Origin of the sequence: Synechococcus sp. UW105 (genome assembly GCF_900473935.1) — a bacterium.
Lineage (GTDB): Bacteria > Cyanobacteriota > Cyanobacteriia > PCC-6307 > Cyanobiaceae > Synechococcus_C.
Genome location: NZ_UCNN01000016.1, coordinates 1 through 24,966, shown reverse-complemented (window position 1 = coordinate 24,966; position 24,966 = coordinate 1). Strand labels below are relative to the sequence as shown.

Genomic DNA, 24,966 nt, shown 5'->3' with positions numbered 1-24,966 from the left:
ATGGGAATCACTGCATCACCACTGGCGTGCGAGGCCATCAACACCGACAATCAAGGGCAAGAACCCACGAGTGACATCCCACGGCCATGACCGGCGTCATCACAGGGTTGATCGTCCTCTACCTCCACTGCTGGTGGTGCGTGCGAACTAGCAACTCAGCCGCTCTGAAACGCAGCTGGCCTTACCCGCGCCAGCTGAAGGTGAACGCCGATCTTTATCAACGCCCCAGGAAGCGCTCAGGGCGGACACTTGCCCGCCATCGGGCCCGCCAGCTCAGCCTTCAGCCATAAAAAGCCCCCGGGGGTCTCACGCCCGGGGGTCGGCAGGTTTTGCAGCAGTCCGTGTTCCGGACTGCATCAGTTGTAGTGGAGGCAAGACCAGCGCGGATGACTGAATCAATCTGCGAATGTGACCGGAGATGACTCGTGCTTGAAGCAGGTCGACCCTTTCTTCAGGCCCCACCAAAAGCCTCGAGGCAAAGCTCAGAAACGCACTTGTCAGAAACGCACTTGGACAGGAGCCTCCACGCTTAATCCCGCATCACGGGCATCACTGGTCATGGCCGTCAGGCTCTCGCCACTGAATACCGCCCGACCACTCAACAGGTCATCCCACTCGCTGGTGGGGAAATGGGCTTGCAGCCAGAACAAGCCCAGGGCACTACCGGGGCTGACAGCAAACGATGATTCAACCTGCTGAACGGTGAGATCCAAGCGGTGGCTCCTTCACTGGACACCATTGAGCCTTGAGCTCCAAACAAAAACTGTTTGTATTGATACAAAAACAAGGTTGAGACCCTTGCAGACCAAGGCGAACAACGTCTGAACTCAGCCCCAGACATCAATCCAGCCAGAGATGGGGATCTTGATCGTCCCACCATCCGCGAGCCTCAGGATCAACCCATTCCCTTGTCTGATCTCGGTGGCCGTCACCTTGAAGGCCTTGTTCCTGGCGTCCTTCTCCTCGTCAAGCCCGTTGTCATTCCAGCTGACATCAAGGGTTCCGTGGCGAAAGATCAAACTGGTCTCAGGTCTCAAAAAGCATGGACTCAAAAGGCTTTCTATGACTGGGTTCTTGCTGAGGCGTAATCCAAGAAAACCCCCACAAACGACCCCCACAAGCAACGCCCATGGGTACGTTGGTAGAACGAACCCATGGGTCGGGTCACTCGTCAGGTTCGTTTAATGGATCCCATACCTCGCCCTCTCCGGTCAGGATCTCCACCACGTCCACTCGCTTCAGGTACTGGGTATCGACAGGGCCATCAGGCGTTCCACTTCATCGAAGTAAAGAGGTTTGAGGCATTGCTACGTCATCACCAGACAGCTTGGCCGTGGGACTGGAGAGAGGAAACAGTGATGTTCGTGTCGGTGGTGAGATCGGTCATGCAGTTCAGCGTCTCGGCCATCGATGACTGAAACCTACGTTTTGCCTCACACTCACCAATTGCATTCCAGTCGATGGTTTCAGAAAGCTCAATGAACTGTTGAACCATTTTGAAATTGTTGATCTCAACCTTATCGATAGGTTTTTGTGGTTTCCGTTGCTCTGGTTGCGCTTCAGGGAAGCAATTTAATGCCGGCCTCGATGCACTTCTTGAGCCTCCACGGAAGGCACCTGAACAGACTGAGGAGAAATTGATTCTTCATTGCTCATGGCCTCATTTTTCAGATAGGAACGGCGGATCTGCTCTAGACGTCGAACAGAGATGCTTTGCTGACCAGCATTAAAGGTGAAGTCTGGACATGAGACTTCTTTCTGAACAACCCCATAGCCGTTAGAACTCATCCTGCTGAGCTCATAAAGATGTGAAGGTGACAGAGGTTCAAACCAATTCATCTCGTCCTTACTAGAGAATCGATTGGTCAGCCAGTCCGCAGTAGAAACGAGTTTTTGAGCATCATTGACGCCGATTGCTCCCATCCGCTCTAGCTAAATGGTTAAAATCAGACGTTCGCAAAAGGATTATGCGCTCCATAGCGCTGAGAAGATACGCTACTTGAAGTGAAGAATTGTTTGGATTATGCCAAAAACTCGCCGCCCAATTATAATTGAAGAAATAAATTTTTAGCTTCATGACTTCAGACCAATTAAAAGCTTTTATTGAAAAGGCAAAAGGAGATGAGGCGCTTCGACTCAGGCTTAAGGGAGTTCAAAGTGAAGCTGATTGGTGCGCAATTGCAAAGGAAGAAGGCTTTAATGTTAGTATTGACGAATACCAGAAAGGCTGTGATGAAATAAGCGAGGAGGAATTGGAGGGTGTCGCGGGAGGGGCCTCGTGGTGGAAAAAGAAGCGCTGCCATTTTGGCTCTAAGCATTACATATATGAATGCTGAGTTGTCATCGGCACATGCTTTGCTTCTGCTAGCAGAGTTGAATCTAGAAATTTCTGGGCGACCGCAGTCCTGATCATATGTTGAACTTGGCTGATATTGAGCGCTGAGGGATTGTAGTAGGATTTTTGCCGTCTTAAGTTATCTACTCCCTCTGCGCAGTGTCTTTACTCAGTTTCACTAAGCCTATTGTTTGGGCTGTCTAGTGCTTATTTTGCCCTCAGGTCAGTAGCAAGCGTGGCGATTATCCTGGCGTCTTGGATCGATGACTGAAACCTACGTTTCGCCTCACACTTACCAATTGCATGCCAGTCAAGGCTCAATCCAGTATTGTCTATCTTGAGTGCAATGGTTGGGAGACGGGAAATTATAAAAACAAGAAGGGCAACAGGGTCAGTATCAGCAAACCTCATAATATTATCATTGCCTTGGATGAACATAACTCAAGATTGAAGGCTGGGCAGAAGGGACAAAAGATGTTTCCCGCTAAAGCATACTTTAGTCCTGGAAAAATTAGTGGCAAGATAGGGAAAGCGACAATTGAAATCGATAGAAAAACAGGACATTATGCTCTTGCTATCTTTAAATATACGAATAAGCAAAGGACGGATTGAACTTCCAGCATAGGAGGTATATGTCAGAAGAAAGATGCAACTTTGTTTTAGTGAAGGATTGGGTGGGTTGGCTGATGCTTGGCCATCTCATGACGGACAGCATCTGTCTGATGGATTAGAGACAATGCCTCTTTCCTGTTATTGGTTTGCTCAGCCTTTCGTAATAGGCAAGCGTATTGAGCTGATAAATCTTTAGGTGACGACGGAGTCGCCATAATACTAATCGTTGCTACAATGTTTTCTCCATTTGCGTAGGTTGTTGATATCAGTTTTGAATAGTGCAGCTACTATTGACCACGACACACCGCTTTCATGTAGTGTCTGAGCCTGCTTCATTTGTTGCTTAGTTAGTGTCATGATTAATAGTGGTGACGTGATGCTTGGTTGTTATAGTCATTGAGCCATTCGTTCTCCTGCTCCTGTGGCCTTGGTAATATATTTATTGAGATCGTAACTAAAATACTCGTCAACATCACTGGCTCTCATGGCACTAAGGCAAGCGAGTCTGAGCTGATTGCTGCCGCTGAACGAGTGTTGTCCGGAGTTGCTAGTCAATTGCAGTCTTGGTTGCTAATTAAGCCCTGACTATCTCAACTCAACTGCGCTCAATGGTGCCAGGTATTGAGGGCTTATTAATGGGATTAGTTGGGCTATTGAAGCAATAAGAAACCCCTGTTCTGCTGTGCCTGGCTGATGCAGGAACTATTAAGTGTGCAAGTCTCTAACGTCCATCAGCATTGCACAAACCTCCCGTAATTTTCGTTAACCCCCCCCCCCAGACAGCGAAGTTCAATATCAGTACCGCCAGCCACGCTTTCCAGCTCCTCTTCACTAAGTTGGCTTACATGTTCGGTTTCAAATTCGTGACCATGCTCTTTGGCAATAGACGCCACTTCATCCTGTGACTTTGCTGCTTTAAGTCGCTCTTGGAGGTTGAGGTCGCCTTTGACCTTCTCTAGGAAAGCTTTGAGCTGCTCTTGGGACATCGCTGGCTATGTCGCTTGATCAGTCATAGCAGCGGTCGGCAGCGATGACTATTAATAATCAATAGACCCGCCAAGTGCGGGCGATGGTGTCAGGTGTCGAAGGCTAATTGATGAGCTTTTAGGGGTGATTGAAGAAATGAAAACCTGCGAAAACAGGGGGTTTATGAGTAGAATCAGGGAGAAACTCTTTTTCCGATTGTTAACAATTTCCAGGTTTACATGTCCAGTTATTGCAGGTCTTTTGGTTAGTATTACCGCCTGGCCACCCACCAGCTACTCCTTCCAGTTCCTCGTCGTTAACCGATTCCAATTGCATCGATTGAATATCTTCTGCGGTAATTGAAAAGCCTGCTTCTTTGGCAATCTCCACCACGGCATCAGCATCGGTCGCTGCTTTGAGCTTCTCCTGTAGCCCCGCATCAGCCTTGACGGCTTCCAGGAATACTTTGAGTTGCTCTTCTGACATGGGACAGGTGCTAATGCAGTAGTCATAGCACTGGTTCAGTATCTCTGTTGCTGAATGGTGAGCGATTGATGCTTATGGACCATCGAAGGAGTAAACGAAGTTTCTTCAGAGACGGCCCTAGAACAAGCGGGAGCTGATGCCAGGGGTGTTTGCACCTTAATGACTTTACAGGCCCCTTCTAGACCCTAATTTGAAAATCAGTAGCTGAGATCCTAGTGTTTATCAGGGTCGATTTTCGTAATCCTTTGGATAGGAGTAGATCTGATATTGAACTATGTTCCGTTCCCACTCTTCTCTTTCTTTAGCAGTTAGATCACGACCAGGATTAGCTAGAAAGACCATACGTGGATCATTTCTCCAACCCTCAATAATCTGTTTGTCTTTGTCTATCTTGCGGCGTTTTGTGGTCTTCTTGGCCAGACCCTCTCTTTCAGAGATTGGGCATGCAGGAACATCTGTTTCTACATTAACAATAGGATTCTGGGGTCCTGCATAGTGTTTGTATTTCATTTGTTTATTAGTAATTCATTTATTTAGGTGAGTTCGTAGAACGAACCCATATGACTGGTGCCAGGCGGCAATAGGTAGGGACCACGAGATAGCGACACGCAGTGTTGTCTATTGAGTGGTCCTATTTTTTTCTTAGGGCTTCAGTTTGGCAACAAAAAACCCCGCTCATGGCGGGGCCTGATGCAGACGTCTTTGTCTGGATATCAGCCAATTGGGCCAGGATCAAGACCTCTTCGGCTCAGCATGTCTCCGCGTGATTCGGGGGTCACTGGTTTGTACATATCGCCAGGGATCTTGAACCAATCAGGTATACGATATAAGGCTTCAGGTGGACTGAGACGTGCTTGATGCAGCTTGACGCTGATGGCAGGATTTAATTGCCATGATCTGCTTCTGCCACCAGAGATGTTTTCAAGTTGACTAAGGCTCAATTCAGAGTCGGTCATGGTTTGAAGTGGGTTGTGGAGGTTTGTGTCCTCCCGACTCACACACCATCGCCGTGACCGCCACCCGCTTCATTGACCTGGGTTAACGGTGTCTGTGATCTTGGTCACACCAGCGCCTTGCTGACACGGGAATAAACCTATGAGCCTAGTAGGGGAAGAGCTTTATGGTTTTCCAATCATCTACTTCCATGGTCTCAAGGTCAAACGTTCCATCTAAAACCGCACTACTCTCCTTCCCTAAAAACTGCTTTGCCTCTTTGTCTTCTGCACAAAGACGCGCATATACTGGTCCAGTTGTTGGCCCCCAAAGTTCAAGCCCTTTGCTCAACCATGCACGACAAGCTTTATTCGCTGCATCACGTTCTGGGCTTGTCCATGGGAAACAAGATGTCACCGCTACGGCAGTTGAAAGGATAAGAGTGCCAAGGAGGGGAATTTGTTTCATGGCTATAAGTTAGGGCCGAATCACTGGACTATGACTACTCCAACAGCTCCAACACCTCTCTTATCTGCTCTTCACTAGGACGCACATAACCCTGGACAACCTTTGACAATCCAGGAACAGCGTGTCTAGTTATCTCATGCAGGAAGAAGGGAGAGACGTTTTTGAACTGTAGTTGTGTCACCACATAGCTCCGTAACTTGTGGCTGTTGAAACCATAGTGAGCACTGCATCTCTTGGCCCAATCAGCACCGAAGACGCCAGACCTAAATTCGTTGGGCCATATTGGTTCAGCTTTGTTGTTGGTCAAAGCCTCTGGCATCAGTTCTAAAAACTTAGTCTTAAGTTTTGAATTGATAGGGACAGTCCTTTCGTCTTTTTCTTTGCCCTTTAGTTCTCTGACGATGTTCCCGTGTGAGTACCGCTTGAAGTGGATCCAGCCATTCTTCAAGTCAATATCTGACCAACGCAGTCCACGGTGCTCACCTTTCCGACAGCCGGTATACAGCTGAATAAAAAAACCAATGTCGTTGAGTTTCGCAGCTTTAACTTTGGCTGCTTCGAGCAGTTCTTGATCTAAAGATTGTTGCTTGGTACTCGTGCTTAGTTTCTTTGTTTGGCCTCTCCATATATTTTCTGAGACATAGCCATTGACCATGGCCCATGACCAAAAAGCTTTGATGTAGTTGATGTTGGTCTTTGTAGAGCTGTCCGCAAGACGTTGCATCAAATGCCGCTTGTATTGACCTGCCTCAACCTTGGTCATTGGGGATAAGCAATCAGACCCGAACCAACCAGAGAGTTCTTTCATCGTTGTCCTCCAACGACGCTCTGTGGTGGGGGCAGGGCGTTCTTCGATCAGGCGAGCATCAAGCCAATCGGTGTATGGAGTACCTCCAGCAAGGCGAGATTGAACAGCTGTCTGGAGACCTTTGACTTGGGCTGATGCTGGTGCCGGAGCGATTCCTTGCTGCCTTAGTACCTGTTCGCCATAGATGATGGTCTGGATTTGATCTGAGTCGAAGCCTGCTTTCTTCAGTCTCTGTTCAAGCAGTTCATCAATGGTCGGTGCGTCAGGGCTGTCTGTGAGCGTCTCAGAGAGACGGAACGCCTCACCTACAGGATCTTTGCCTCTTGCGTCATCGAACTTCCTGAGGGCCTTGGAGAGGAGTGCTGGGGTGTTCCTGAGAGCTTCAGCCCGAGTAGCACCAGCCTTCCATTGATACGTGTTGGTCTTGAGGACCGGTCGTAGTTCAGCCGGGATAGAAATCCTTATGTAGAAGCCTGACCTTCCTTTTAGTTGGACGATCTTCGACACTTGCCCTGGGACTTACGTTCTGCACTCACAGCTTCGTCTAGAAAGCAAGATGCTGCAAGGGATAAAGGGTTTAGGGCTCTTTATCGGAGTAGATTAAGAAGTCTGGGGAGGAATCGACCGGCGCTGATCAAGATCAGGAGCGACCGGAGCCCTAGGGCCTTAGTGGGGCTGTTGACAGATCCAAGCCACCTTCTCACGTGTGCCTGGACGGCCTGAGTAGTCCTCCCAGCTGCCATCGGTCTGTTGGCGTTCCAGTCGCCCTTCTCCACAGATGGCGCGCATGGTGAGAGGGCGCACACTCCACGGCGATGCAGTGGATCGTTTCAGTAGCAGGAGCCCATCGAATTCCACCAAGCCATCCTCTGCTCTGAGATTGCTTAGGTATTCAGCGGCTTGTGTGCTCTCGCGGTCGAGGGATCCGAAGAAGATCCACGGTGCAACGGCGATCGTGCCTGCGCTCTGAAGGCTTTGGCGAACGCTCAGCCATTGCGTTGGTTCCTGCGGCGGCTGCCAATTGGCACTGAGTGCTGGTATGGCAATCGCTGTCATGGCAAGCGTCGTGAAGACATGGTGAGCCAGTCGGCGTGGCCTGGAAGCAATGCCGTCGTCTTGCATGGTGCCTGAGCCTTCCCTCAAGTTGGTGCAGCGGGGCGTTGCAACCTGATGCCGCTTGCTTTCACCCTAGCCACACTGCAAGCAGCGTTTTGCTTGCTGATGGAGGACGGAGACCGTGATGCTCGACCGGATGCTTCCGAGCCAACGGTGGAATTCTCTCTGAATGCAGGTGGTTTACGCCTGCTCTTGGATGCGGTGACGTTCCGCCTCGACCGTTGGCCAGGAGGTGATCCGATGGAGCAGGCTGATTTGCAGCGCATGCAAGTGCTGCTCAATGCCGCGATTCTGGAGGTCACCTTCGGGGAGACGGGAATGCGTTGAGCGGCAGCAGCTGCAGGCAGACTGTGGCTACCAGAATTGATGGCCGATGGGTAAGGACGAGGCGCTCGCGCAGGTCAGTGAGATTGCAATTGCGATGGAGCAAGCCGCCCAAGCCTTGACGCCTGATTTGATCCGGGCTGCAAGAGCGTCGACTGAAGGTGCTGAGCGATTGCAGCGGATGGAAGATGCGATCAATACGATCGGCAAGGCGTTGATCCTCACCGACTTCAAACTTGATCAGTCGAAAGATCTCGATAAGTTGAAGGGCTTTCGTTCGCAGCACTCCTGATTGGTCGGAGTGCTGGACTGTCGCAAGACCTGCAGGCTTGGGTTTGGCAAGTTTGGGATTCCCCCAACCTGCCAGGCCTGATGGTCAGGGGCGCTGGCAGAGCCAGAGGTGGGCGAACAACCCCTGATAAAGCACGACAGGTGTGTCCAGTCCCTCCTGGGTTAGAACCGTGCGCACGCGTTTGTCATCCACGGAGAACACCAAGCGGTTGCGCGTGGCCAGCAGGGCGGCGACGGTGTCTTTTGACATGCCTCGATCCACGAGCCGTTGGCTCCCCACCGCCAGCATTCGCTGGTAATCGGTTGGCGCTTCCGGCTCGCTGTAGCCGCTTAGTAGCAGTGTGCCTCCGCAAGTGGTGACATCGGCCAGCTCACGCAGCATGGCTGTTTGCTCTGCAGAAGCCATCAGATGAAGCACGTTGTGGCAGAGCACCAGATCGAAGTGGGCACCATCAAGCTCCCCGGAGCGAGCTTCCGTCAGGCTCGCCTGCAGGAAGCGACAGCGCTCGACTCCAGGCAGTGAGGCAATTTTGTGTTTGCATGCCTCCAGCATTTGGCCACTAGGCTCCACCACCACCACCTCAGCTTCAGCAAAGGCACTGAGCAGTGGTACAAGCTCGTCGCCGGGTCCAGGGCCTACCACCAGAACCCGTCTGACGGGAGTCGCCACGCAATGCACAGCGGCTGTAGCGATCTCGTGCAGTACGTCGTAGCCAGGCACTGAGTCACGGATACTGGTGCAGTAGGTCCGTCCGTAGTCGCCGTCGAAGTCGAGGTTGGGCATCGTTCGACGTCGTGGCTTTGATCACTCTTTCTGGCGAGAGCCAGCCTCTGCTGTCAAGGTGGGGGCCTCTCCGACTGATCTAACTCGTGGCTGCGGGGCCCCGTCGACGGCGTTGGCTGCTTCTCGGTGTGCTGTTCGCTTTGGTGATGGCGCTGCTGGTCTCGGTCCTGCGTGCTCCTTCTCCCGAGCAGCCTGAGCTGGTGATCGATGCCTTGCCGCCGATCGAGTGGTCATCACCTCCATCGAAGGAGACGATCGCTCCTGATCAGGATCTCCCTCGGCTCGCGGTGGGTGTGTATGCCACCAACATCAGCAATCTTGATTTACTGGATGATCAGTTTTCGATCGAGCTGCTGTTATGGACGCTCTGGGAGGGGGAACCTTCGGCTGATCCCAGTGGTCAGTTGCGCCTGATCAACGGTATCTATGACGGAGATATTCAGCGTTTCCAGCCGGTGCGCCAGGAACAACGACCCGGAGGGGTCTGGACGCTTTATCGGATCCGCTCGGCCGTGGTGAAGCGCTGGCAGCTCAGCCGATACCCGTTTGATGATCAAATCCTCCAACTTCAGTTTGGTCTTGATGATCCACTCCAGCCTGTGCGCCTCGATGTGGAGGAGGATCACCCCTTCGTGATCAGTCCCGGATTGCTCTTGCCCGGTTGGCGGCTGAAGGAGCCCAGCGCCTATGCCAGCAGCCTCAGCCTGATGAGCGATCTCGGCATCCCTCCGGCAGCTGAGAAGGCAGTGCGCCGCCAACCCACCGTCTCGTTTGATCTGCCGATCCAGCGACGCAGCTTGTTGTATGTCGCCCCCGACTTTCTGGGTTACATGCTGGCGGTTGGGTTGTGCTGCATGAGTCTGATGATCACGCGCAGCCGTGATGATTTGATCCTGGCAGCTGTGGTCTCTGCTGGAGGCAACTACGTCTTTATTGCCGGTAATCTTCCTGTGACTGCGATGACCGGTTTCATCGGCAATCTGCAGTTGATCGTCTTCCTCGGCATCCTCTATGTGGTGGCCGCTGATGAGATCATTGATCACCACCTCAGTAGCTATACCCCCAGGGTGTCCAACCTTCTACGGGTAATCCTTTTGCCCAGCTACATAGCTATTACCGTCCTCGGCATTGTCTGGATCATTCCCTGAGGCGTTTGGCCATGCAGATCAGATCTTTGTCGCCAGGATCCAAGAAGGGTGTGAAGGCTCTTACCACAACTCTGATCAGCATCCTGATCCTGCTGGTCGGTGCCCTAGTCGTGCAACCCCGTGTGGGTCAGAGGCGCTTGTTCATTGACGACCGTGATGTGCTCACACCGGTAGAGGTGGCGGCCCTGCCCTCAGGAACTCTGGCAGTGGTGCTTGACCGGCGGATGGGCCAGAGCGAAGCCAGCTTCTATTATCGACTCCTGCGTCTGGTGCTTGAGCGCAGCGGTCAGCCTTTTGCTCTTGGCTTCAGCACCGAGGTTCTGCCCCAGGATGAGGTGGTGAATGCTCTGGCTTCAGAGCAGTTCCAGGGAAGTCTCAACCCCACTGGCGTCACGGTGGGAGCGTATGGAGCAGGTACCGCGCTGAATCGCCGCCTGCTGCCTGTGATGATCCCGCTAACGGGCGGGTTGCTGGGTGTCCGGGCTGGGTGGACCCATCGCAACAATCTGGCACTCCTTGCTGAGGTGAAGGATCTTCCAGACTTACGCAGGTTGGTGCTGATTCAGGGTCTGGGTTGGAGCGATGTGGAGATCTTTGATGCTGCAGGCCTACGCACTTACACCACGTCGCCTCATGATCTACTCCGCTTGGTCGACAATCAGCGCGTTCAGTTGTTCCCGAGGGGGATCGCTGAACTCGAGAGAGAATCGGTCGTGGTGCGGCGCCACGCCAAAGACACCCAGCTCGATCACCATCTCCTGATTACCTATCCCTTCGCTGGCTTCTTTTATGTCAGTCGTGCCAACCCTGCTCTGGCTACGGCCATCGAGGTGGGGTTCAAGCAAGCGATTGCTGATGGTTCTTATCAGCAGCTGTTGGAGGAGGTGCTCTTCACTCCATGGCTTCGGAATCGTCTCAACCTGAGTGAGCGCAGGGTGATTCATCTGCGTAATCCCGATGCCGCCCAGGCTCTAGCGGGGGTGGATCCTGCCCACTGGATCGTGCCATGGCGATCTCTTGAAGCGAGCAGGCTCACGCAAGGAAGCCAGTTGTGCGTGTATCAGCGTCTGCGCAAATTATGCTAATCAGCAGTCTTTGAAGCGTGTTTCAACGGCTGCGTATTCGTGAAGAATCTCCACGGAGATGAGAAATCTCATCGAGATCTGTTGAGATTGGTTTGTGTGAAATGAGCAAGATGTCAGATCAGTTTCCTGGCAAAGAGTCTCTTGGTTACGGAGAGGCAGGTGTTGGTTGGAGAAGTGAGGACTCAGCTCTTGTTGATCACAATCTTGCAATGATTCTTCGTTCGTCGAGTTATCGCCTCGCTCATGCTGATGAGTCGCTGCTTGAGAGTGAGGACATGCGGGGGGTTCGCATGCTGCTGGAGATTACGAAAACCCAACAGGTTCTTGATGCTGAAGCTGTTGACTCAACGATCATCATCTTTGGTGGCGTGAATGTTGTTGAGCGCTCTGTTGCTCAGAAGAACCTTGCGCAGTCAGAAGCTGCCGCTGCCGATGATCCGCTCAATCGCAGCCTGCAGGATCAGCTCAGGCGTAGTCGCACCCAACTCGGCTTCTCGCGCTATTACGAAGCGGCACGGGAGTTCACCCGGCTAGTCGCTCAAGATCAGCAGAAGGGACTGCATTCCCATGTGGTGGTGACCGGTGGTGGCCCCGGCATCATGGAGGCGGCGAATCGCGGTGCTTTCGATGCCGGTGGTCGTTCGATCGGTCTGAGTATCAAGCTTCCCGGGGAGCCTGAGCCGAATCCATATATCACCCCGGAACTATGTTTCCAGTTCAATTACTTTGCCCTGCGCAAGTTTCACTTCGTGATGCGCTCAGCGGCGGCAGTGTTGTTTCCAGGTGGATTCGGAACACTGGATGAACTGTTTGAGGTTCTCACGCTGCGTCAGACGGCGATCAAAAGTCCGATGCCTGTGATCCTCTTTGGCAAAGAGTTCTGGAGTCGACTGATCGACTTTGACTACCTGGCTGAATGCGGGCTGATTCGTGATGAGCATCGGAATCTTTTCCAGTTCGCCGAGACGGCACAGGAGGCTTGGAATTTGATTCAGGCGTTCGATGCAGACGCTTGTGATGCGTCCGCTCCAACCTCCTCTTCCATGGCAGCCTGATCGTTGAGGCAAAGGGGGGCTCAATGCAATGGCGACTCCCTTGGCCCATGGGCCGCAAGCGTTATCCGGTCCTCGATCCCGGTTGCTTCGATGACCCGGTGGCCATCCAGACTGGCTGGACACCACTCGCCCCCGGTGGCTATCGCCAGACGTTGCATCGTCTCCGGCCGATTGCTCCTGGAGTGCTGAGTTTTCGGCCGACACTCCAACGCCACTGGCAGACGCTGGTGCAGGTGGCAGGGCTCGTGGCCATGATCCATGCCCTCGTCATCGGTCTTCAGGGGCATGACCATGCGACGCAGCAATTGTGGCCGATGCTGGTGCAGATCGCGCTGGCCTGTTCGGTTTCCTTGTATCTGACCAATCGCCCCGTTGTGATTGACGGGAACGTTGGCGAGGTGCGCCTCGGACCGCAGCAATTGGCCTGGCTCGGCCGGGTGGAACTGCTGCGGGGTTTGGTCTGCCGCGCGATTCCGTTTCAAGAGGTCTACAGCATTCAGCTACTGGATGAAGAGGTTCATACCCGTCAGCGCCACTATTGGAGCTACGAGCTGAACTTGGTGCTGCGAAATGGCCAACGCATCCATCTGATCGACCACGGCAACCAGCAGGAGATCCGTTGGGATGCCGGCGACCTCGCGCGCATGATCAACGTGCCAATTTGGGATTTCATTGGCTATCGCCTCCCTGACCAGGAGATGGATATCGTCGAGATCAAGAGCAGGATCCTTGATCAGATGCGCTGAGGATCAGATCTCTGAATCCGATGCGATTGCGACGGGCGCCAGTGAGCGGCCTTTCCAGGTCCAACCCCTGCCGGTGAGACTGCGCCAAACGGAGGTTGGTGCGATCGCGCCCACGATGAGCCCTCCCACACCCATCAGCCACCAGTAGGTGATGGGCACGCCGAACTGCTGTCGGGTCCAGAGGCGGATGCTCAGCTGAAGGCTGATCCCCACCAACCCCGTGGCTATCACCACCTCCTCGAGCACAAGCTGCGAAGATGTTGGTAGCGCAACCACTGGCATCATTCCTGCAAGAGCGATCAGTGCCCAGGGGGTCGTGAACATCAGCACCACCACCGCACCGGCTCCCAGGGCCTTGACCACATTGCGGTCGAGGCCAAGAAACCAGTTCTTGCTCCAGCCTTCCCAGAGGGAGGGGAAATCGGGATACATCTGCAGATCGACTGCATCGAGCCCGAGGCAGTAGCGCAGCCGTTTGCCACTGCATTTGATTTTGCGCGCCAGGGCGAGATCTTCCACCACCTCTCCGGCTAGGCCGCGGTGGCCACCGATTGCTTCATAGCTGTGGCGACGAAAGAGCATGAATGGGCCTGCTGCGAAGGCCACCTCCGAGCTTGGGTCGTTGGCTTTACGGATCGGGAAGCCGAGGCCGAGCAGGCTGGCCATGATCGGTTGCACCATCCACTCCGCTAGGCAGCTGCACACCAGTCGCGGAGCGAGGCTGAACAGATCGGCCTCCTCTCGGATGGCTTGATCCATCGCCCGGCGCAGGGTCTGGGGATGCAGACTCACATCGGCGTCGATGAAGAGCACCCAGTCGCTCGTCACCTGCTCCATGGCGCGGCTGCAGGCCCAATTCTTCCCGACCCAATGCTCTCCCTCTGGTCTGGGGCCGGCTGCTATCACCGCAACCGAAGCTCCACGAGAACAGTAGGCGTGGGCCGTGGCCTCGGCGAGGCTGGCAGTGGCGTCACTGGAGTCATCGTCGACCACGATCACCTGCCACTCGCGGGCAGGTTGATCGGAGCGCAGCACACTGCTGAGACATCGCTCGATGTTGCGGGCTTCGTTGTAGACCGGGATTACCACTGTGAGTCCAGGCGCCAGAGGATGGGAATCCTTGGCTGTTGGTGCGGCCGCCAGGGTTGGGGCGGTCGAAAACACCCGTTGCAGGCTGACCAGCACGATCAGAAGGCCAACATCGGCGATTAGCCCAAGAGCAATCAGAAGCAGGCTGGTCAGGGTGATCGGGTCCAGGTTCCATGTCGCCATCGTCAGACTGCCGCCGGACCTGAGTCTGGGGGGCTCGGACGGTGGGTTGCTCCTTGCTTGGTCTTGATCGCACTGGATCTTCCAGGATTGTTCGACTTTCCCCGCTGGCTTCGCTGGCTTCTCTGGATAGGTTGCGCCCAGGTGATTGGGATCTGATGCACCAGCTCGATCTTGAAGTGGTCAATGTGATGTGTTTCCAGCAGATGCTGGAGGCCATTGAGGAGGAGCGTTGGAACGAAGCGGCGATGGCCTTGTACAAGCTCTACGCGATTGAGGAGGGGGAGCGCTTCTCTGATCTTGAGGTCGCGCCTGAAGTCGAGATGCAATACAACGCCGCCTGATCACTCAGGCTTGCATCGCCGGATCGGTGCTAGGTCGTGGGCAGCGACATCAGTTTGATGGTCTGGTTCTACGTGTGGATCGCGGCAGTGATTCTGTTGCTGTCTGTGCTGCTATGGGCTCTCAACCTGGCTGAGTTGGATCAGGTGATCGCCAAGCCGAGACGGATGATCAAATCTCTCAGGCATCGATCACGTCGGCGAATGCGCTGGTGACGACGAAGGTGAACAGGTTCGATCACGGTCTGTTGCAGCTGGCCAGCCTTGGGTTGGGCGCTCTCCCATTTCAGCGTCATAACAGCAGGAGATCTTGACGACGTGTTGATGCCCGCCAGTCGCCCCCCGATTCGCTTTCATCATTCCCAGGATGAAGAGCCCTGCCGATGTCTTGAATGCCGTCGTCTTGAGGATGCGATCCGCCGGGCAGTCCAAACTCAGCCCAGCTTTGAGCGGCTTTCAGCCTGATTGGATCGCTCAATCCCTGCAGGTTGTTTGGCCGGTTGGGTTCACGGTGTTGGATCAAGGGGTCTACAGGCGTAGCTGATGATGCTGCCGCGACGTTCCTTCCATTCAGGCGTTGCGGGGTCTTCAGCACGCCACCACCAACGTCCATCCGTATAGCTGGGGGTGCCTGCATTATTCGTTCGGGGTAGCTGCAGTGTTTCTCCACGCCAGGTGATCAGCACCCCATCCCCTGGGGCGGTGCCTGCCTCGATGTTGGGCACCTCTGTGGTTAGACCCCGTAGGTCAACGGCTCCTGGCGTCGTGCGGACGCTCAGGGGATCTCCATCGCACTCCCAGACTTGTATTGCCATGTCGGAGGGCATCAGGGATGGTTCGTTCAAGGCTGCTGTGGGCAGGGGCATGATCAGTAGCACCAGCAGCAGGCTGAGTAGTTGCTGAACCAGAAAGAACGGCACTGGATGCTTGTGGCTGTTGCCATGCTGCCCCTTTCGCTTCGTTTCAGGCGAGCTTGATTCAGATTCAGGTGTCCTGTATTCGTGAGGTGCCTGAATCTGCAGCTCTGATGGCGCTCACCCTCGTGTTTGACGGTTCCTGCCCTTTCTGCCGTCAGTTCGCCCTGCGCAGCGAGCTCAAGGCAGGCATTCCTGACTTGCACATCATTGATGGCCGCCAGGAGAATGATCTGCGGCGTCGCTTGAGCGAACGCGGCCTCAATCTGGCTGACGGAGCTGTGTTGCTCGAAGGCGAGCAGGCCTGGCACGGTAGTGCGGCGATCGCAGAGATCTCCCGGCGGATGAAGCCGAGTGATCCGCTGTTGAAGCTTCTCCAGGCTGTCTTCCATGATCGTGAGCGTGCTGCCTTCGCTTATCCGGCATTGTTGTTGGCCCGGCGCCTGGCTCTTCTGATCCAGGGCCTAAGGCCCGATCCCGATGCCTTGTAGCCCTGGCCAAGCTTCAGGCAGTGCAGTGGGGCCGTGAGGGCCTTTTCTCGAAACCCCGAGCCTGCTCAAACAGGGGTCCTGCTCACCATCCAGATTGGAAGAAAAGCAATGGGCTCGTCGTAGGTCTTGCCTGGCTTGTTTAACGGTGGTTTAACCCATCGCGAGGTTTCACCCATGTCGATGAAGCAACTGCAGACGTTTTTGTCCAAAGCGCAGAGCAATGATTCCATTCGCCGCGAAGTGGAGCAATGCGGCAAGGACAACACCTGTGTGGCCAAGGTTGGCCAGCGCCATGGCCATAAGTTCTCCCCAGCGAATCTCACCCGTTGGCAGCGGGATCATCAGTGAATCAGGGCTCAGCCGGAGCGGTTGCTCCGCTCCGGCTGAAGATCAAGAAATAGAACGGTGAGAGGCCCCTAGACAAGGAAGAAGGGATGCTTTTTGCATGGGAATCACACATTGCCCCCTCTGTATTGGCTTGGCGCTGCTCTCAGCGTTTCGCTTTATGGCCCATGTCGTCATGCTGATTCAGCTTGAACGGCAGGGTGTGGAGCAGTTCGCCCATCCAGCAGGTCTGCTGGGCACGGTCTTCGAGCTCTGAAGCCATGAAGCAGCTGCCGGGCCGGCAGCGGCCGCGTTGGCTGCAGCATTTGGCCAGTGCTTTGGCGGGCCTGGTGATGACCATTTGGCTGGTTTCACTGCTGCCTGTTCTGCTCTTGGTAGGGCTGTTTGCCGGCTTGCTGTTGCTGCCAGTGTTGCGTCAGCTGCGCCGTGAGCTGGAGAGCATGGAGTCGGGGCAGGGCGCCGCGACTGAACGAGGCGAGCCGCTGCGCAATGCCACTCCCTGGCACCAGCGCCTGCGCAATCAGCTGCGCTGGTGGTAAGAGCATCAGGTTGTGTTCCCACCTGCGAACGGCTCCTTCTCGAGCGTTCAGTACCTCAGGATCAGCGGACGGCCGAACCAGATCGGCCACCAGCGGGCGGCGCGTGCTTCCGCTGCTCGGCGCTGTTCCAGCGCCAGTTGATAGGCCTGCCGCCGCCGCTCCCGTTCTGCTTTCAGACGGTCGTAGCGCTCCGCGGACCGTTGTTCTTCCAGCGCCCGGTCATGCTCCAGGAGCGAGCGCAACTCCCGAAGCTGTGCGGTGCGGGCCTGGAGCACCGCTTCGACCTCATCCACTCCGCTGAGGTGGCGATGGCTTTCGAGGAAGGCGTTGATCCGCATCACCGTGAGTTCGCTGATGCGATCCGCTTCCTCAAACATCAGGGCGCGATACAGCTCTTCAGCCCGATCCAGCTGGCGCAGGAAAGCATTGAGGGCGTCCCGGCTGGTGGCACCAGGCGCTGACGCGATCACCGCAGTGTCATTGGCTGCCGTTGAGGCTCGAGCTCTAGTAGCGCCAAAGGCAGGCTCCGCCAGCAGTGGCAAGAGCAGCAAACACGCGCTTGCCACCCTGGCTGCAGATTGGCTGGGGCCCTGCATCAGAACTCGAGCACGTCTTTGGTGGCCTCGCGTCTGTTCTGTTCCTTGCGGTCGTAGTCCGCGATGCAGCTGTTGCGCAGGTACAAAACGCAGTTGAGATACTCACTCACCTCGATCATGGCGGCCCGAACGGCTTTGGAGGCGGGAACCTTCTTGGACGATGACTGGGAATCGCTGAAGGAGAGTCCGTACATTCCGCCGCTAGAGGAGGTGGAGTTGGACGACGACGTGGCTTTGCCCTCGATCGTGCGTGAGTATGCGATTTCACCGGTAGTGGTGTCGACCACCCTGATGTCGAGGGCGACGTAGGCCTTGCTCTGACTGGACGACTTGCGCTGGCCGAATCCCATGATGTTGAAGCCACCGCCGCCGCTTTTGGTCTCCATTCCCTGCTGATAGTCGCTGACGCTGCCGAGCACGTAGTACTTCGCGCCAGTCATCATTCCCCGTTTCGGTGCTGTGCTCTTGCGGGTGATGCCCAGCTCGGCCAGCTCTTGCTCACTCAGCACTTGTTTGACGCTTTGTCGCTCCACCAGCGTGAAGTTGCCGGTGCTCTTCAGTTCATTGGAGAGCATGTCGGTGAGCTGTTTCGACACCCGTGGACTCCACCACCAGACACCGGAGGCGTTATTGGTGATCTCTTTGACGGCCACGGTCACGGGCTGGCTTGGTGCTACACCTTGCACTTGGGCCTGAACACTGCTGGGTAGGCCTAGAGCCAGTGGTATGAGACCAGCAATGGCAACGGCTTGCAGGGGAAGGCGATCCATGAGGAGGCGATCAGTCTTGCTCCACTGATAGGGGGGACTGATTACCTGTGCACGCCTGGTTTGTGGATTCTTTATCCCTATCCCAATCCCTACCCCATCCTCATTGGCATGGGCTGGGCTGGTCATGGGCGCATGGTCTTCATTAGCCGGGTCATCGCATCCAGCAATTTGGCTTGGAGTTCCGGAGCAAACTCTTCGCCGATCTTGAGCGCTCCAGGCAGCATCTCCAAGTCCTTGTTGATCGCCATTTGGTAGCGATTGTCCTGGCAGAGATCCAGCACAGTCTTCAGCTCGTTCTCGGTGTAGTGGCGTCCATAAAGCTGCTCATATTTGGGCTCCACCTTGTCCCACGAGAACACCGCGTCAGCCACTTGGTGATAGGCCTCCAGCATCTGTTGCTTCAGTCCGTCGGGAATCGTGTCCGCATTGATCGAGCTGTTGAGGCCAGTCTCAAAACCGAGGTCCCTCGCCAAGATGAAACGTTGCTGCACGCGTGTGCACTGGATCACATCGCGCACCATTTGCCGTTTTGGATCTGCGGCGGCGGGGAGTGCAGAGCCCAGCAGCACGGCGATCACAAGAGCGAGTCGGAGCCGGCTTGGAGAGGATTTCATGCTTGGGTCGCAGTCAAAGACGCGGAGCTGAATAAGGGGTCTGGGGTTGGCTGGGTTAGGGGAGATCCTTCTGCCAAATTCGTTCCAGGCGAGCCCGTACCGCCTTGCTGCTGTCTCGCTCTGGGTTTGGACTCAGGCTGCCTCGCATCTGTCGCGCCAGGCGTGCGAATTTGAAGGCGGCTGCCACCGCGCAGACGCTCCATGCGAGCAGAGTCCAGCGCAGATCATGCGTCACGGCTTAATCACCTTGGAATGGCTGGGATGCGCTGCAAACACTGGGTGTGTGTCCTGATCTTTGTCCTAACGCGTGTCTTGAAAACCCGGAATGCCCAGGCGGAGCGCGCGTCTTAAGTATTTAAAGACGGATGGACGGGGATGGCTGATCTATGTGCGGCAGATCCCCACAAAACTCCGCCCATTTCTGGGAAATAATGGGGCGATCAGGCGGACGTTCAGAGCAGTGATGGAATATAGACATGTTGCCGGCATTGAGAAACCACTCTTTTGAAAAAATGGCATTCGAGCTGCGGGGCTTTCTGATCCAGCAGGGGTATTGCTTTCAACGAAACAGAAGAACCACCTCTCACCAGATGGCAGAACGTTCGACAAGATAGAAGTTGGTCGAACATTGGCCATGGTGCCTAGTCAATACATAATTGGCAGCTATTGCTACCGTTTTTAGTCGCTTGTTGCTGGCAAATGTCAATAATAACTATTCACACTGATGCCTCGCTTGGCTAGTGAAGTGGCAAAAACATGTAAGCAAGTAATGAAAATAAGCGCAGTGCTCTTCAATCTGATGGTGCTCGGCATGGCGCGTAATCCCCGTGCGTGATCGCACAGATGGCAGTGATTAGCATCACTATTGTGTCAAACAGGTGTCGATACATTCATTTTTGTTGGGTCATTTTTTCGCCTCGTGAAGACTTTCCCCCTTGCTTTGGCGGCCCTTGCCCTGGTTCCTCAGGCAGCTTTCGCCTCTTACCCCCCCCCTCGGGGGGCCTCCAGTTCCTTTAGTCCTACAGCCGCTCAGTGCTACAGAGGCCACCACTTCCTTGTGTCGCAGCCACAAGGGGCTGTTGTTGCCATTCCGGGCGGACAGAAACGCCTCACTGTCCGTTATGGCAATGTTTTGGAAGTGTACTGGAGCCCCTTCAGTCGTCAGTGTACTTACACGCCTAAGGCGCGTTTAAATCATTGGCAGAGGGGCATTCCCGGCTCTTCCTTTCGCTATGTATTTTCTCCCGGTGGTGGTCAGCTGATCCGCGAATATCGTGTGGTTGGAGGGCCGATTCGCCGCGTTTACTACCGCACGGTGTTAAGCCAATCGTTGCAGAATGGTGGTCAGCTTTTGGACAGAGTGGCAAAACAGCGGTGTCTAAGCCAGGCGAACTATCGCGCCACCATTCAGAGCCTCGCTATGCACTCAATTCCGGAACATCTACAGGTGCGTTTCAATCAAGTGCACCGCGTCAATTGGAACCCGCACCTACGACGTTGCGATCTGAATCATCTCGGCCGCGTGGATCAAGCCCCCTCCATGTTTGTGAGCCATGGTCGCCCGGCGTTTCATTTTGAACGGGGCAACCTGATTCGCCGGACTCAGGTCGGCAGCGGTTGGGGAGCAGCCTCGAGCATTAGCACTTCCACCTTTGTACGGATCTGATACACCACTCCCGAAAATTGGATGTCGAGCTTGGATTGTCATTAAACATTCGTTCAGCCCAGGCCTCTAAGAGGTCTGGGCTTTTGAGTGGCCAACTGACCTCTTTATTCGATTGATCAGGAACGACAAGCATTTTGTCGATGTTGAACAGGCCTCCTGCGATGCAGATCGCGATGACGGATGCATAATCGCAGTCAATCGGATAGTGTTATGCAACATTTTGGGCTGAGTGTATCTACTGGCTAAATGACCGGAGTTTCCACAGCAAGGAGCTGCACCTTGTGCTGTCAGTGCACAAGGAAGAGAGCAGCCGATTCGCCTGAGGCGGCTGGTTACTTCGCGGGCTGGTTCAGCTTGTAGATATTGAGAGCAAAGCATGCAGAGCAGAAGCTAACTGCCAGCACGAGGAGATCTTGAGTGGTCATGCCGCCGTGGCAAAGATGCTCATACACTAGTGTTAAGTAGTGTAAAGCGCGTGAAGGGCGATCGTCCGTCAAAGATTTGCCCGGTCTGTGGGCGTCCATTTCAGTGGCGGCGCAAGTGGAAGAAGGTGTGGGATGAAGTGCGCTACTGCTCTGAACCCTGCCGACGCAGAAAGGGAGAGAAAATCCCCAAAGCGCTTAGTTGATTAGGCGGCTGGCTGATCTCTGCGGTGGTCATTGGTGCCCTAAGAGATCAGACCAATCGATAGCGCCATAACCGCCTCCAATGAGCTGACGACAGCACTGATGCGACACAACGCGATTGAATCCTGGGAGACCATGCAGAAGGCAAGTTGGCAGCGATGTCAGCCCAGGTGGTGACTGGATTCTGAGCCATTCACCAGGCCTTTACCAGAACCCGCCTAAGTCTCCACCACAACCATGCACTGGGGATCACCACAAGGGCTGTGATCTTGAAGGAGTCGAGGGGGCCACACCCCCGGCTCAGTTATTCACTCCTTAACACCATGGACCGCTTTCAAAACCTTGCCGCCCTCGAAACCATTGTCGAAGCCATGCATGCGCAAAGCCCGGACTCTATGGGAATGGAACATCTGCGGAGAGCTGCCTACCTGCACACGATCATCGAAGCCATGCTCAGTGACCAAGTGGCCTGCCTTCCAGACACCGGAAGAGTCTGCTCCTGAGTAGCGAGACCACCATCAACCAACGAGACCCTCGCTTTTTCCAGGAGAGCAAAATGAACCACCGAGGGATCCATTCACGACTCAGAGGTTAGGAGAGGCTCCAACGAGTAATCGCCTCCAAGCCTCTACTTCAAGCATCGGGGTTGGATTTAGCCCAGCGAAATCAATGCCTTCGTCTCAAGGCGGGCTTTTTATTGCTTTGATCACTGCATGATCACGCCTAAATGTTATCCAATGCCAAGCACTAATTAGTGCTTGGTCCTGCCACTGGTGAGGATTTTTATTGCCTGAACTTTCGAACTGGTTTTACTTGAGAGGCTTGCAGGTGCCGCTTGCTTTCCAGTATTTATATGAGTTATCATCGCTTTCCCAGCGTTTGTTCCAGGTGAAGCTGTTGGCTTCCCTGTCGATGACAGCTCTGATTGTCTCTGTTTCCTGAATGTATGGTTCTTTGGTGCCGTACTCGCCCTTGTATTCGCTGAAGAACTTGATGTAGGCATTGTCAATAGTCGCGTTGAACTCCTCAGTGCTATTCGTATCCATTCCAAATATCTTGTATGTCAGCTTGACTTTGCTGTCGAGCGCCTCAACGATCAGATCCCAAGCAGGCAATGTTTTGGATGTTGATTTTGTCTTGTCCCACGAATATCGCCATTCCTTCTCGGCTCGCTCAAACTTGCAGATGAGTTTGTCGGGAGGGGAGCCGTAGCATGCCATGAGAGGGATCATGAGAGCGCTGGCTAAAGCAGCACTTAGAATGTTTTTCATAAGGTCTTACCGACTTTGACCTCTTCAATTTTTATGGCAAATATGAGGCTCCTTGGTGAAACCTCAATCCGTTGCCTCAATTCAGGAATATAGACCTCAGTGCTGTAAGGCCTAGGCCATATCTACGCGCAAAAGTGCGACCACAATGAATATCCCAACATGTTTCAATTCACATACCAGTTATTTGCTGTGCTTGGCAGCCTTTTAGCTACTTTGGCTTTCTCTGCAGCAGTCATTTCAGACCAGAGCTTGTATGTGCAATCCAGTGCACCACGGTCTTTGAGAGCTTCTTGATAGCAAGCGGATAGCTCTGCAAACTCTTTGGCACGGACAACGGGAACGGTCATGCGGTTTGCCCAGTACTCACTCATGGTCATAGAAACCAGTGGTACTAACAGTTCTAGCAATGAAGAGGAAATTCGCTACTAGGCCTGTATTGCTGCTCATAGAGAGCAATTCTCCCTTCCCTCCAGGTTCAAGATCCCCGTAGCAATTCCAGGAGACCTTCTTGGCCTTCTAGGCATGAACTTGGGAGCGATGTAGGCGAGGCCTGGCAGAGAGGCGATTTGAGGGCAGACCTCACTCCTCATATCCCACATCCCCCAAATGGGGATTTTTCAGCGCCCCCAGTAGCCAAGGCTGTTTCGCCATCCTGTGCTGATGCCAAGCAAGGATCGCCCTCTTGTTGATCGCCACGCCCCGAAAGACGGTGAAGGGTGGCCTGGAACTGTTGCATCAGGAGCATCTTGAAGAGGCCGTGCCAGTAAATAAATGACGGACTATCCCTGGCGATCAGTCTTGCCCGTAGCCGATCGTCCCTCACCCACCAGCCAAGAACAGCGCTGTGAAGCGAAGAGCTGTTCCAGAGCCGCTCTTCTGGTTAAGAGATGTGAAGCCAGAGTGCTCAAGGTCCAATTGCAACAGGTTTTTCATGAACTTGGGTTACGGGCGCGTGAAAGAATGCAAAGCTGTAACCCATCTAAATATTGGCTTTACCGATTCTCTTTAGATTCTTGGGAGCGTTGCTTCTGGGCACAGCCCTTCTCCCAATGGCTAATTCCCGTAAAGATTTCATCTTGCTTGGCGGATCCTTTCTGGTCGGCTTAGGAGCTCTTCAGATCGTCCTGACTCTTGGAGGGTTCTGACTAAGCAGATAGAAATCGCCAAGCACTTTTACGCTGACGGAATAGAAGAGGCCAGCGCTGCAAGCTCTTAATAGTTCAGTAATTGTTAGCGAATCAAGCAGTGGTTCGCCGCACATTGGCTGCTGAATCCACTGATTGCAGTTGTTGATTGGTGCGATCCGCTGGCGCAGAGCTGCATTCTCCGAATGCAGCAACAAAAGGCACTGTCCGGATTGTCGAGTGCAATCCCCGTGGGCAAATCTTTGGTGACAGTGAGAACGCTAATGCTTAGCTACCAGCACGACACCTTTAATCAGATTCTTGCCGAAGGTGGGTCATCATGCACTTTGTTACACATGTTTTATCTTCGAGATCGCACTCAGTAATGCACTCAAAGTAGCCGTCCACTGTTTGCCATCTTTCAGTGATGGATGTGGCATTGTGTTCATTCTTGAATGTATCTCTCACCGGCATTCCTCCTGGGCTTGACGAACGCTATGCCGAATGTTTGATCGGGTCAAGCGCTCTATTGAGCTGGGTGAAGTGCCTAAGTAATTTTTACTAAGAGCGAATAAATTGACTTCAAGTCGTTGCTCGGCTGAAGGTGAGGCATCCCAGGCTCATTGCGAGCAACCGTGCTTCCTTGCAGAAGAGCGCCAGAGAGGCGGCTTTTGGCTTAGCCATTGAATGCGATTGAATGCGATCCACGGCTTGACAGTTCCTCTTCATGGATTCAAAGCGTTGAACCACCCCAATCCCTGGCAGGGTGCTTGTTTTGATGGCGTCTTGAGGTGGCTCGTCTGCATTGATGCCAAATTCTTCAATGAACGGCTGATTCATCTCGGTTATTAAAGGAAAGCCGTCGTGCACCTCGCTTTCCTCTTTGCAGTCGAAAGGAGTGCCGAGTAAAGGGAAGCAGACAGTCACTTCGTGAGGCCTAACTCTTTTCAATGAGCTTGCATCTTCCATGCATGATGTGCACGCACTTGGCTGGAAGTGAGAAGATGCTACCCAGACAATTCTGGCCACGCTCGTTACTCTCTCCATCAGCTAGGGGGGCTTCGGAGTGTCTTTGCGTAGCCCTTTGCTGTATCGAGGCAGCCTGAACCAATCGAACGCGATTGGCTACAGCCTTGAGCTCTTCAAGGGATGCTTCTTGCTTCGTGGTGTTGGCTTTTGGCTGAGCTCAGGTTTTGGTCAGGCTTGGCTGAAGCTTGCTCAGAGGATGACCCTTCCGCAGAAT

At 54.1% G+C, this 24,966-nt stretch carries 38 protein-coding genes; 18 read left to right on the top strand and 20 right to left on the bottom strand.

Translation table 11 applies throughout. The features are described 5' to 3' along the window. Positions 1–86: 86 nt before the first annotated feature. Positions 87–290: a hypothetical protein gene (locus DXY16_RS05980; protein WP_115120373.1), complete on the top strand. Its 204-nt coding sequence runs from the start codon at positions 87–89 to the stop codon at positions 288–290. 207 nt (positions 291–497) lie between these two features. Here the strand turns inward: DXY16_RS05980 and DXY16_RS05975 are convergent, their stop codons facing one another. Then, a complete protein-coding gene (locus DXY16_RS05975) occupies positions 498–713 on the bottom strand; it encodes a hypothetical protein (protein ID WP_115018688.1) in 216 nt (71 codons plus the stop codon). Between the two features lie 195 nt (positions 714–908). On the opposite strand from DXY16_RS05975, the gene DXY16_RS14395 reads away from it, so the two are divergent. Further along, on the top strand, positions 909–1,088 hold the full coding sequence (locus DXY16_RS14395) for a hypothetical protein (protein WP_137007046.1): 180 nt from the start codon (positions 909–911) through the stop codon (positions 1,086–1,088). A gap of 227 nt (positions 1,089–1,315) precedes the next feature. Here the strand turns inward: DXY16_RS14395 and DXY16_RS05965 are convergent, their stop codons facing one another. Both DXY16_RS05965 and DXY16_RS05960 read right to left on the bottom strand, forming a co-directional pair. Next, positions 1,316–1,495: a hypothetical protein gene (locus DXY16_RS05965; RefSeq protein WP_115120371.1), complete on the bottom strand. Its 180-nt coding sequence runs from the start codon at positions 1,493–1,495 to the stop codon at positions 1,316–1,318. 77 nt (positions 1,496–1,572) lie between these two features. Then, positions 1,573–1,923, bottom strand: coding sequence for a hypothetical protein (locus DXY16_RS05960; protein WP_115120370.1), 351 nt, complete (start codon positions 1,921–1,923; stop codon positions 1,573–1,575). Between the two features lie 152 nt (positions 1,924–2,075). Here DXY16_RS05960 and DXY16_RS05955 point away from each other — a divergent pair, with 152 nt between their 5' ends. Both DXY16_RS05955 and DXY16_RS14390 read left to right on the top strand, forming a co-directional pair. Continuing rightward, positions 2,076–2,336 (top strand): Nif11-like leader peptide family natural product precursor, encoded by a 261-nt coding sequence (locus tag DXY16_RS05955; RefSeq protein WP_115120369.1) that lies wholly within the window; start codon positions 2,076–2,078, stop codon positions 2,334–2,336. 302 nt (positions 2,337–2,638) lie between these two features. After that, positions 2,639–2,947 carry a hypothetical protein gene (locus tag DXY16_RS14390; protein ID WP_137007045.1) on the top strand — a complete coding sequence of 103 codons (309 nt, stop codon included), beginning with the start codon at positions 2,639–2,641 and terminating at the stop codon, positions 2,945–2,947. Between the two features lie 731 nt (positions 2,948–3,678). Here the strand turns inward: DXY16_RS14390 and DXY16_RS05945 are convergent. The 6 genes from DXY16_RS05945 to DXY16_RS05925 all read right to left on the bottom strand — a co-directional run bounded on the left by DXY16_RS05945 (position 3,679) and on the right by DXY16_RS05925 (position 7,751). Continuing rightward, positions 3,679–3,933 carry a Nif11-like leader peptide family natural product precursor gene (locus tag DXY16_RS05945; RefSeq protein ID WP_115120367.1) on the bottom strand — a complete coding sequence of 85 codons (255 nt, stop codon included), beginning with the start codon at positions 3,931–3,933 and terminating at the stop codon, positions 3,679–3,681. A gap of 199 nt (positions 3,934–4,132) precedes the next feature. Further along, positions 4,133–4,399, bottom strand: a complete 267-nt coding sequence (locus DXY16_RS05940; RefSeq protein ID WP_115120366.1) for a Nif11-like leader peptide family natural product precursor — start codon at positions 4,397–4,399, stop codon at positions 4,133–4,135. A 222-nt stretch (positions 4,400–4,621) separates the two neighbouring features. Then, on the bottom strand, positions 4,622–4,909 hold the full coding sequence (locus DXY16_RS14385) for a hypothetical protein (RefSeq protein ID WP_137007044.1): 288 nt from the start codon (positions 4,907–4,909) through the stop codon (positions 4,622–4,624). Positions 4,910–5,500: 591 nt separating this feature from the next. Next, the gene (locus tag DXY16_RS14380) at positions 5,501–5,800 is read right to left on the bottom strand and encodes a hypothetical protein (RefSeq protein ID WP_137007043.1); all 300 of its coding nucleotides are present in this window, start codon (positions 5,798–5,800) and stop codon (positions 5,501–5,503) included. Between the two features lie 34 nt (positions 5,801–5,834). After that, entirely contained in the window at positions 5,835–7,115 is a 1,281-nt protein-coding gene (locus DXY16_RS05930) for a tyrosine-type recombinase/integrase (protein ID WP_115120364.1), read from the bottom strand. Positions 7,116–7,274: 159 nt separating this feature from the next. After that, on the bottom strand, positions 7,275–7,751 hold the full coding sequence (locus tag DXY16_RS05925) for a hypothetical protein (protein ID WP_137007042.1): 477 nt from the start codon (positions 7,749–7,751) through the stop codon (positions 7,275–7,277). Positions 7,752–7,829: 78 nt separating this feature from the next. On the opposite strand from DXY16_RS05925, the gene DXY16_RS05920 reads away from it, so the two are divergent. Continuing rightward, the gene (locus DXY16_RS05920; protein ID WP_115018825.1) at positions 7,830–8,051 is read left to right on the top strand and encodes a hypothetical protein; all 222 of its coding nucleotides are present in this window, start codon (positions 7,830–7,832) and stop codon (positions 8,049–8,051) included. Between the two features lie 46 nt (positions 8,052–8,097). After that, entirely contained in the window at positions 8,098–8,340 is a 243-nt protein-coding gene (locus DXY16_RS05915; protein ID WP_115120362.1) for a hypothetical protein, read from the top strand. 84 nt (positions 8,341–8,424) lie between these two features. Here the strand turns inward: DXY16_RS05915 and DXY16_RS05910 are convergent, their stop codons facing one another. Then, complete coding sequence (locus tag DXY16_RS05910) at positions 8,425–9,123, bottom strand: class I SAM-dependent methyltransferase (protein ID WP_115120361.1); 699 nt, start codon at positions 9,121–9,123, stop codon at positions 8,425–8,427. Between the two features lie 86 nt (positions 9,124–9,209). On the opposite strand from DXY16_RS05910, the gene DXY16_RS05905 reads away from it, so the two are divergent. From DXY16_RS05905 to DXY16_RS05890, 4 genes are all read left to right on the top strand, one after another. Beyond that, positions 9,210–10,271 (top strand): hypothetical protein, encoded by a 1,062-nt coding sequence (locus DXY16_RS05905; RefSeq protein WP_244281577.1) that lies wholly within the window; start codon positions 9,210–9,212, stop codon positions 10,269–10,271. 11 nt (positions 10,272–10,282) lie between these two features. Continuing rightward, entirely contained in the window at positions 10,283–11,356 is a 1,074-nt protein-coding gene (locus tag DXY16_RS05900; RefSeq protein WP_115120360.1) for a hypothetical protein, read from the top strand. A 110-nt stretch (positions 11,357–11,466) separates the two neighbouring features. After that, complete coding sequence (locus tag DXY16_RS05895) at positions 11,467–12,411, top strand: LOG family protein (protein WP_115120441.1); 945 nt, start codon at positions 11,467–11,469, stop codon at positions 12,409–12,411. A gap of 47 nt (positions 12,412–12,458) precedes the next feature. Next, entirely contained in the window at positions 12,459–13,157 is a 699-nt protein-coding gene (locus DXY16_RS05890; protein WP_115120359.1) for a hypothetical protein, read from the top strand. 3 nt (positions 13,158–13,160) lie between these two features. On the opposite strand, the gene DXY16_RS05885 is transcribed toward DXY16_RS05890, so the two are convergent. Then, on the bottom strand, positions 13,161–14,429 hold the full coding sequence (locus DXY16_RS05885; RefSeq protein WP_115120358.1) for a glycosyltransferase family 2 protein: 1,269 nt from the start codon (positions 14,427–14,429) through the stop codon (positions 13,161–13,163). A gap of 155 nt (positions 14,430–14,584) precedes the next feature. Between DXY16_RS05885 and DXY16_RS05880 the strand changes: the two genes are divergently transcribed. Continuing rightward, positions 14,585–14,770: a hypothetical protein gene (locus tag DXY16_RS05880; RefSeq protein ID WP_115120440.1), complete on the top strand. Its 186-nt coding sequence runs from the start codon at positions 14,585–14,587 to the stop codon at positions 14,768–14,770. Between the two features lie 140 nt (positions 14,771–14,910). Here the strand turns inward: DXY16_RS05880 and DXY16_RS14670 are convergent, their stop codons facing one another. Both DXY16_RS14670 and DXY16_RS05870 read right to left on the bottom strand, forming a co-directional pair. Then, on the bottom strand, positions 14,911–15,063 hold the full coding sequence (locus DXY16_RS14670) for a hypothetical protein (protein WP_170953866.1): 153 nt from the start codon (positions 15,061–15,063) through the stop codon (positions 14,911–14,913). 210 nt (positions 15,064–15,273) lie between these two features. After that, complete coding sequence (locus tag DXY16_RS05870) at positions 15,274–15,687, bottom strand: hypothetical protein (RefSeq protein ID WP_115120355.1); 414 nt, start codon at positions 15,685–15,687, stop codon at positions 15,274–15,276. Positions 15,688–15,794: 107 nt separating this feature from the next. Here DXY16_RS05870 and DXY16_RS05865 point away from each other — a divergent pair, with 107 nt between their 5' ends. From DXY16_RS05865 to DXY16_RS05855, 4 genes are all read left to right on the top strand, one after another. Further along, entirely contained in the window at positions 15,795–16,172 is a 378-nt protein-coding gene (locus DXY16_RS05865; RefSeq protein WP_115120439.1) for a DCC1-like thiol-disulfide oxidoreductase family protein, read from the top strand. 174 nt (positions 16,173–16,346) lie between these two features. After that, complete coding sequence (locus DXY16_RS05860; RefSeq protein WP_115120352.1) at positions 16,347–16,520, top strand: Nif11 family protein; 174 nt, start codon at positions 16,347–16,349, stop codon at positions 16,518–16,520. A gap of 97 nt (positions 16,521–16,617) precedes the next feature. After that, positions 16,618–16,773: a hypothetical protein gene (locus DXY16_RS14665; protein ID WP_170953865.1), complete on the top strand. Its 156-nt coding sequence runs from the start codon at positions 16,618–16,620 to the stop codon at positions 16,771–16,773. Between the two features lie 4 nt (positions 16,774–16,777). After that, positions 16,778–17,056, top strand: coding sequence for a hypothetical protein (locus DXY16_RS05855; protein ID WP_115120350.1), 279 nt, complete (start codon positions 16,778–16,780; stop codon positions 17,054–17,056). Between the two features lie 47 nt (positions 17,057–17,103). On the opposite strand, the gene DXY16_RS05850 is transcribed toward DXY16_RS05855, so the two are convergent. The 4 genes from DXY16_RS05850 to DXY16_RS05835 all read right to left on the bottom strand — a co-directional run bounded on the left by DXY16_RS05850 (position 17,104) and on the right by DXY16_RS05835 (position 19,271). Continuing rightward, complete coding sequence (locus DXY16_RS05850) at positions 17,104–17,622, bottom strand: hypothetical protein (protein ID WP_137007041.1); 519 nt, start codon at positions 17,620–17,622, stop codon at positions 17,104–17,106. Between the two features lie 29 nt (positions 17,623–17,651). Beyond that, positions 17,652–18,422, bottom strand: a complete 771-nt coding sequence (locus DXY16_RS05845; protein WP_115120346.1) for a CsgG/HfaB family protein — start codon at positions 18,420–18,422, stop codon at positions 17,652–17,654. Between the two features lie 122 nt (positions 18,423–18,544). After that, positions 18,545–19,036, bottom strand: a complete 492-nt coding sequence (locus DXY16_RS05840) for a hypothetical protein (protein WP_115120344.1) — start codon at positions 19,034–19,036, stop codon at positions 18,545–18,547. A 55-nt stretch (positions 19,037–19,091) separates the two neighbouring features. Next, entirely contained in the window at positions 19,092–19,271 is a 180-nt protein-coding gene (locus DXY16_RS05835) for a hypothetical protein (RefSeq protein WP_115120342.1), read from the bottom strand. Between the two features lie 684 nt (positions 19,272–19,955). Here DXY16_RS05835 and DXY16_RS14375 point away from each other — a divergent pair. The 3 genes from DXY16_RS14375 (at position 19,956) to DXY16_RS05815 (ending at position 21,831) form a co-directional block, all read left to right on the top strand. Continuing rightward, complete coding sequence (locus tag DXY16_RS14375) at positions 19,956–20,702, top strand: hypothetical protein (protein ID WP_137007040.1); 747 nt, start codon at positions 19,956–19,958, stop codon at positions 20,700–20,702. Between the two features lie 475 nt (positions 20,703–21,177). Then, the gene (locus tag DXY16_RS05825) at positions 21,178–21,330 is read left to right on the top strand and encodes a DUF2256 domain-containing protein (RefSeq protein ID WP_371410874.1); all 153 of its coding nucleotides are present in this window, start codon (positions 21,178–21,180) and stop codon (positions 21,328–21,330) included. Between the two features lie 321 nt (positions 21,331–21,651). After that, positions 21,652–21,831, top strand: a complete 180-nt coding sequence (locus DXY16_RS05815) for a hypothetical protein (protein ID WP_115120336.1) — start codon at positions 21,652–21,654, stop codon at positions 21,829–21,831. A gap of 306 nt (positions 21,832–22,137) precedes the next feature. Here DXY16_RS05815 and DXY16_RS05810 read toward each other — a convergent pair whose 3' ends face one another. From DXY16_RS05810 to DXY16_RS05805, 3 genes are all read right to left on the bottom strand, one after another. Continuing rightward, entirely contained in the window at positions 22,138–22,599 is a 462-nt protein-coding gene (locus DXY16_RS05810) for a hypothetical protein (protein WP_115120334.1), read from the bottom strand. Between the two features lie 164 nt (positions 22,600–22,763). Beyond that, complete coding sequence (locus tag DXY16_RS14370; protein WP_137007039.1) at positions 22,764–22,946, bottom strand: hypothetical protein; 183 nt, start codon at positions 22,944–22,946, stop codon at positions 22,764–22,766. Positions 22,947–24,305: 1,359 nt separating this feature from the next. Beyond that, the gene (locus DXY16_RS05805; protein WP_137007038.1) at positions 24,306–24,752 is read right to left on the bottom strand and encodes a hypothetical protein; all 447 of its coding nucleotides are present in this window, start codon (positions 24,750–24,752) and stop codon (positions 24,306–24,308) included. Positions 24,753–24,966 lie beyond the last annotated feature (214 nt).

Coding starts and splice junctions, on each gene's coding strand:
- DXY16_RS05855 (WP_115120350.1), top strand. CDS start 16,778: ATGAAGCAGCTGCCGGGCCGGCAGCGGCCGCGTTGGCTGCAGCATTTG.
- DXY16_RS05810 (WP_115120334.1), bottom strand. CDS start 22,599: ATGAAAAACATTCTAAGTGCTGCTTTAGCCAGCGCTCTCATGATCCCT.
- DXY16_RS05910 (WP_115120361.1), bottom strand. CDS start 9,123: ATGCCCAACCTCGACTTCGACGGCGACTACGGACGGACCTACTGCACC.
- DXY16_RS14390 (WP_137007045.1), top strand. CDS start 2,639: ATGCCAGTCAAGGCTCAATCCAGTATTGTCTATCTTGAGTGCAATGGT.
- DXY16_RS05880 (WP_115120440.1), top strand. CDS start 14,585: ATGCACCAGCTCGATCTTGAAGTGGTCAATGTGATGTGTTTCCAGCAG.
- DXY16_RS05915 (WP_115120362.1), top strand. CDS start 8,098: ATGGGTAAGGACGAGGCGCTCGCGCAGGTCAGTGAGATTGCAATTGCG.
- DXY16_RS05885 (WP_115120358.1), bottom strand. CDS start 14,429: ATGGCGACATGGAACCTGGACCCGATCACCCTGACCAGCCTGCTTCTG.
- DXY16_RS05980 (WP_115120373.1), top strand. CDS start 87: ATGACCGGCGTCATCACAGGGTTGATCGTCCTCTACCTCCACTGCTGG.
- DXY16_RS14370 (WP_137007039.1), bottom strand. CDS start 22,946: ATGACCGTTCCCGTTGTCCGTGCCAAAGAGTTTGCAGAGCTATCCGCT.
- DXY16_RS05965 (WP_115120371.1), bottom strand. CDS start 1,495: ATGGTTCAACAGTTCATTGAGCTTTCTGAAACCATCGACTGGAATGCA.
- DXY16_RS05900 (WP_115120360.1), top strand. CDS start 10,283: ATGCAGATCAGATCTTTGTCGCCAGGATCCAAGAAGGGTGTGAAGGCT.
- DXY16_RS05845 (WP_115120346.1), bottom strand. CDS start 18,422: ATGGATCGCCTTCCCCTGCAAGCCGTTGCCATTGCTGGTCTCATACCA.
- DXY16_RS05955 (WP_115120369.1), top strand. CDS start 2,076: ATGACTTCAGACCAATTAAAAGCTTTTATTGAAAAGGCAAAAGGAGAT.
- DXY16_RS05815 (WP_115120336.1), top strand. CDS start 21,652: ATGGACCGCTTTCAAAACCTTGCCGCCCTCGAAACCATTGTCGAAGCC.
- DXY16_RS05895 (WP_115120441.1), top strand. CDS start 11,467: ATGTCAGATCAGTTTCCTGGCAAAGAGTCTCTTGGTTACGGAGAGGCA.
- DXY16_RS05865 (WP_115120439.1), top strand. CDS start 15,795: ATGGCGCTCACCCTCGTGTTTGACGGTTCCTGCCCTTTCTGCCGTCAG.
- DXY16_RS05960 (WP_115120370.1), bottom strand. CDS start 1,923: ATGGGAGCAATCGGCGTCAATGATGCTCAAAAACTCGTTTCTACTGCG.
- DXY16_RS14385 (WP_137007044.1), bottom strand. CDS start 4,909: ATGAAATACAAACACTATGCAGGACCCCAGAATCCTATTGTTAATGTA.
- DXY16_RS05860 (WP_115120352.1), top strand. CDS start 16,347: ATGTCGATGAAGCAACTGCAGACGTTTTTGTCCAAAGCGCAGAGCAAT.
- DXY16_RS05890 (WP_115120359.1), top strand. CDS start 12,459: ATGGGCCGCAAGCGTTATCCGGTCCTCGATCCCGGTTGCTTCGATGAC.
- DXY16_RS14670 (WP_170953866.1), bottom strand. CDS start 15,063: ATGACGCTGAAATGGGAGAGCGCCCAACCCAAGGCTGGCCAGCTGCAA.
- DXY16_RS05940 (WP_115120366.1), bottom strand. CDS start 4,399: ATGTCAGAAGAGCAACTCAAAGTATTCCTGGAAGCCGTCAAGGCTGAT.
- DXY16_RS14665 (WP_170953865.1), top strand. CDS start 16,618: ATGGGAATCACACATTGCCCCCTCTGTATTGGCTTGGCGCTGCTCTCA.
- DXY16_RS14380 (WP_137007043.1), bottom strand. CDS start 5,800: ATGAAACAAATTCCCCTCCTTGGCACTCTTATCCTTTCAACTGCCGTA.
- DXY16_RS05945 (WP_115120367.1), bottom strand. CDS start 3,933: ATGTCCCAAGAGCAGCTCAAAGCTTTCCTAGAGAAGGTCAAAGGCGAC.
- DXY16_RS05840 (WP_115120344.1), bottom strand. CDS start 19,036: ATGAAATCCTCTCCAAGCCGGCTCCGACTCGCTCTTGTGATCGCCGTG.
- DXY16_RS05920 (WP_115018825.1), top strand. CDS start 7,830: ATGGAGGACGGAGACCGTGATGCTCGACCGGATGCTTCCGAGCCAACG.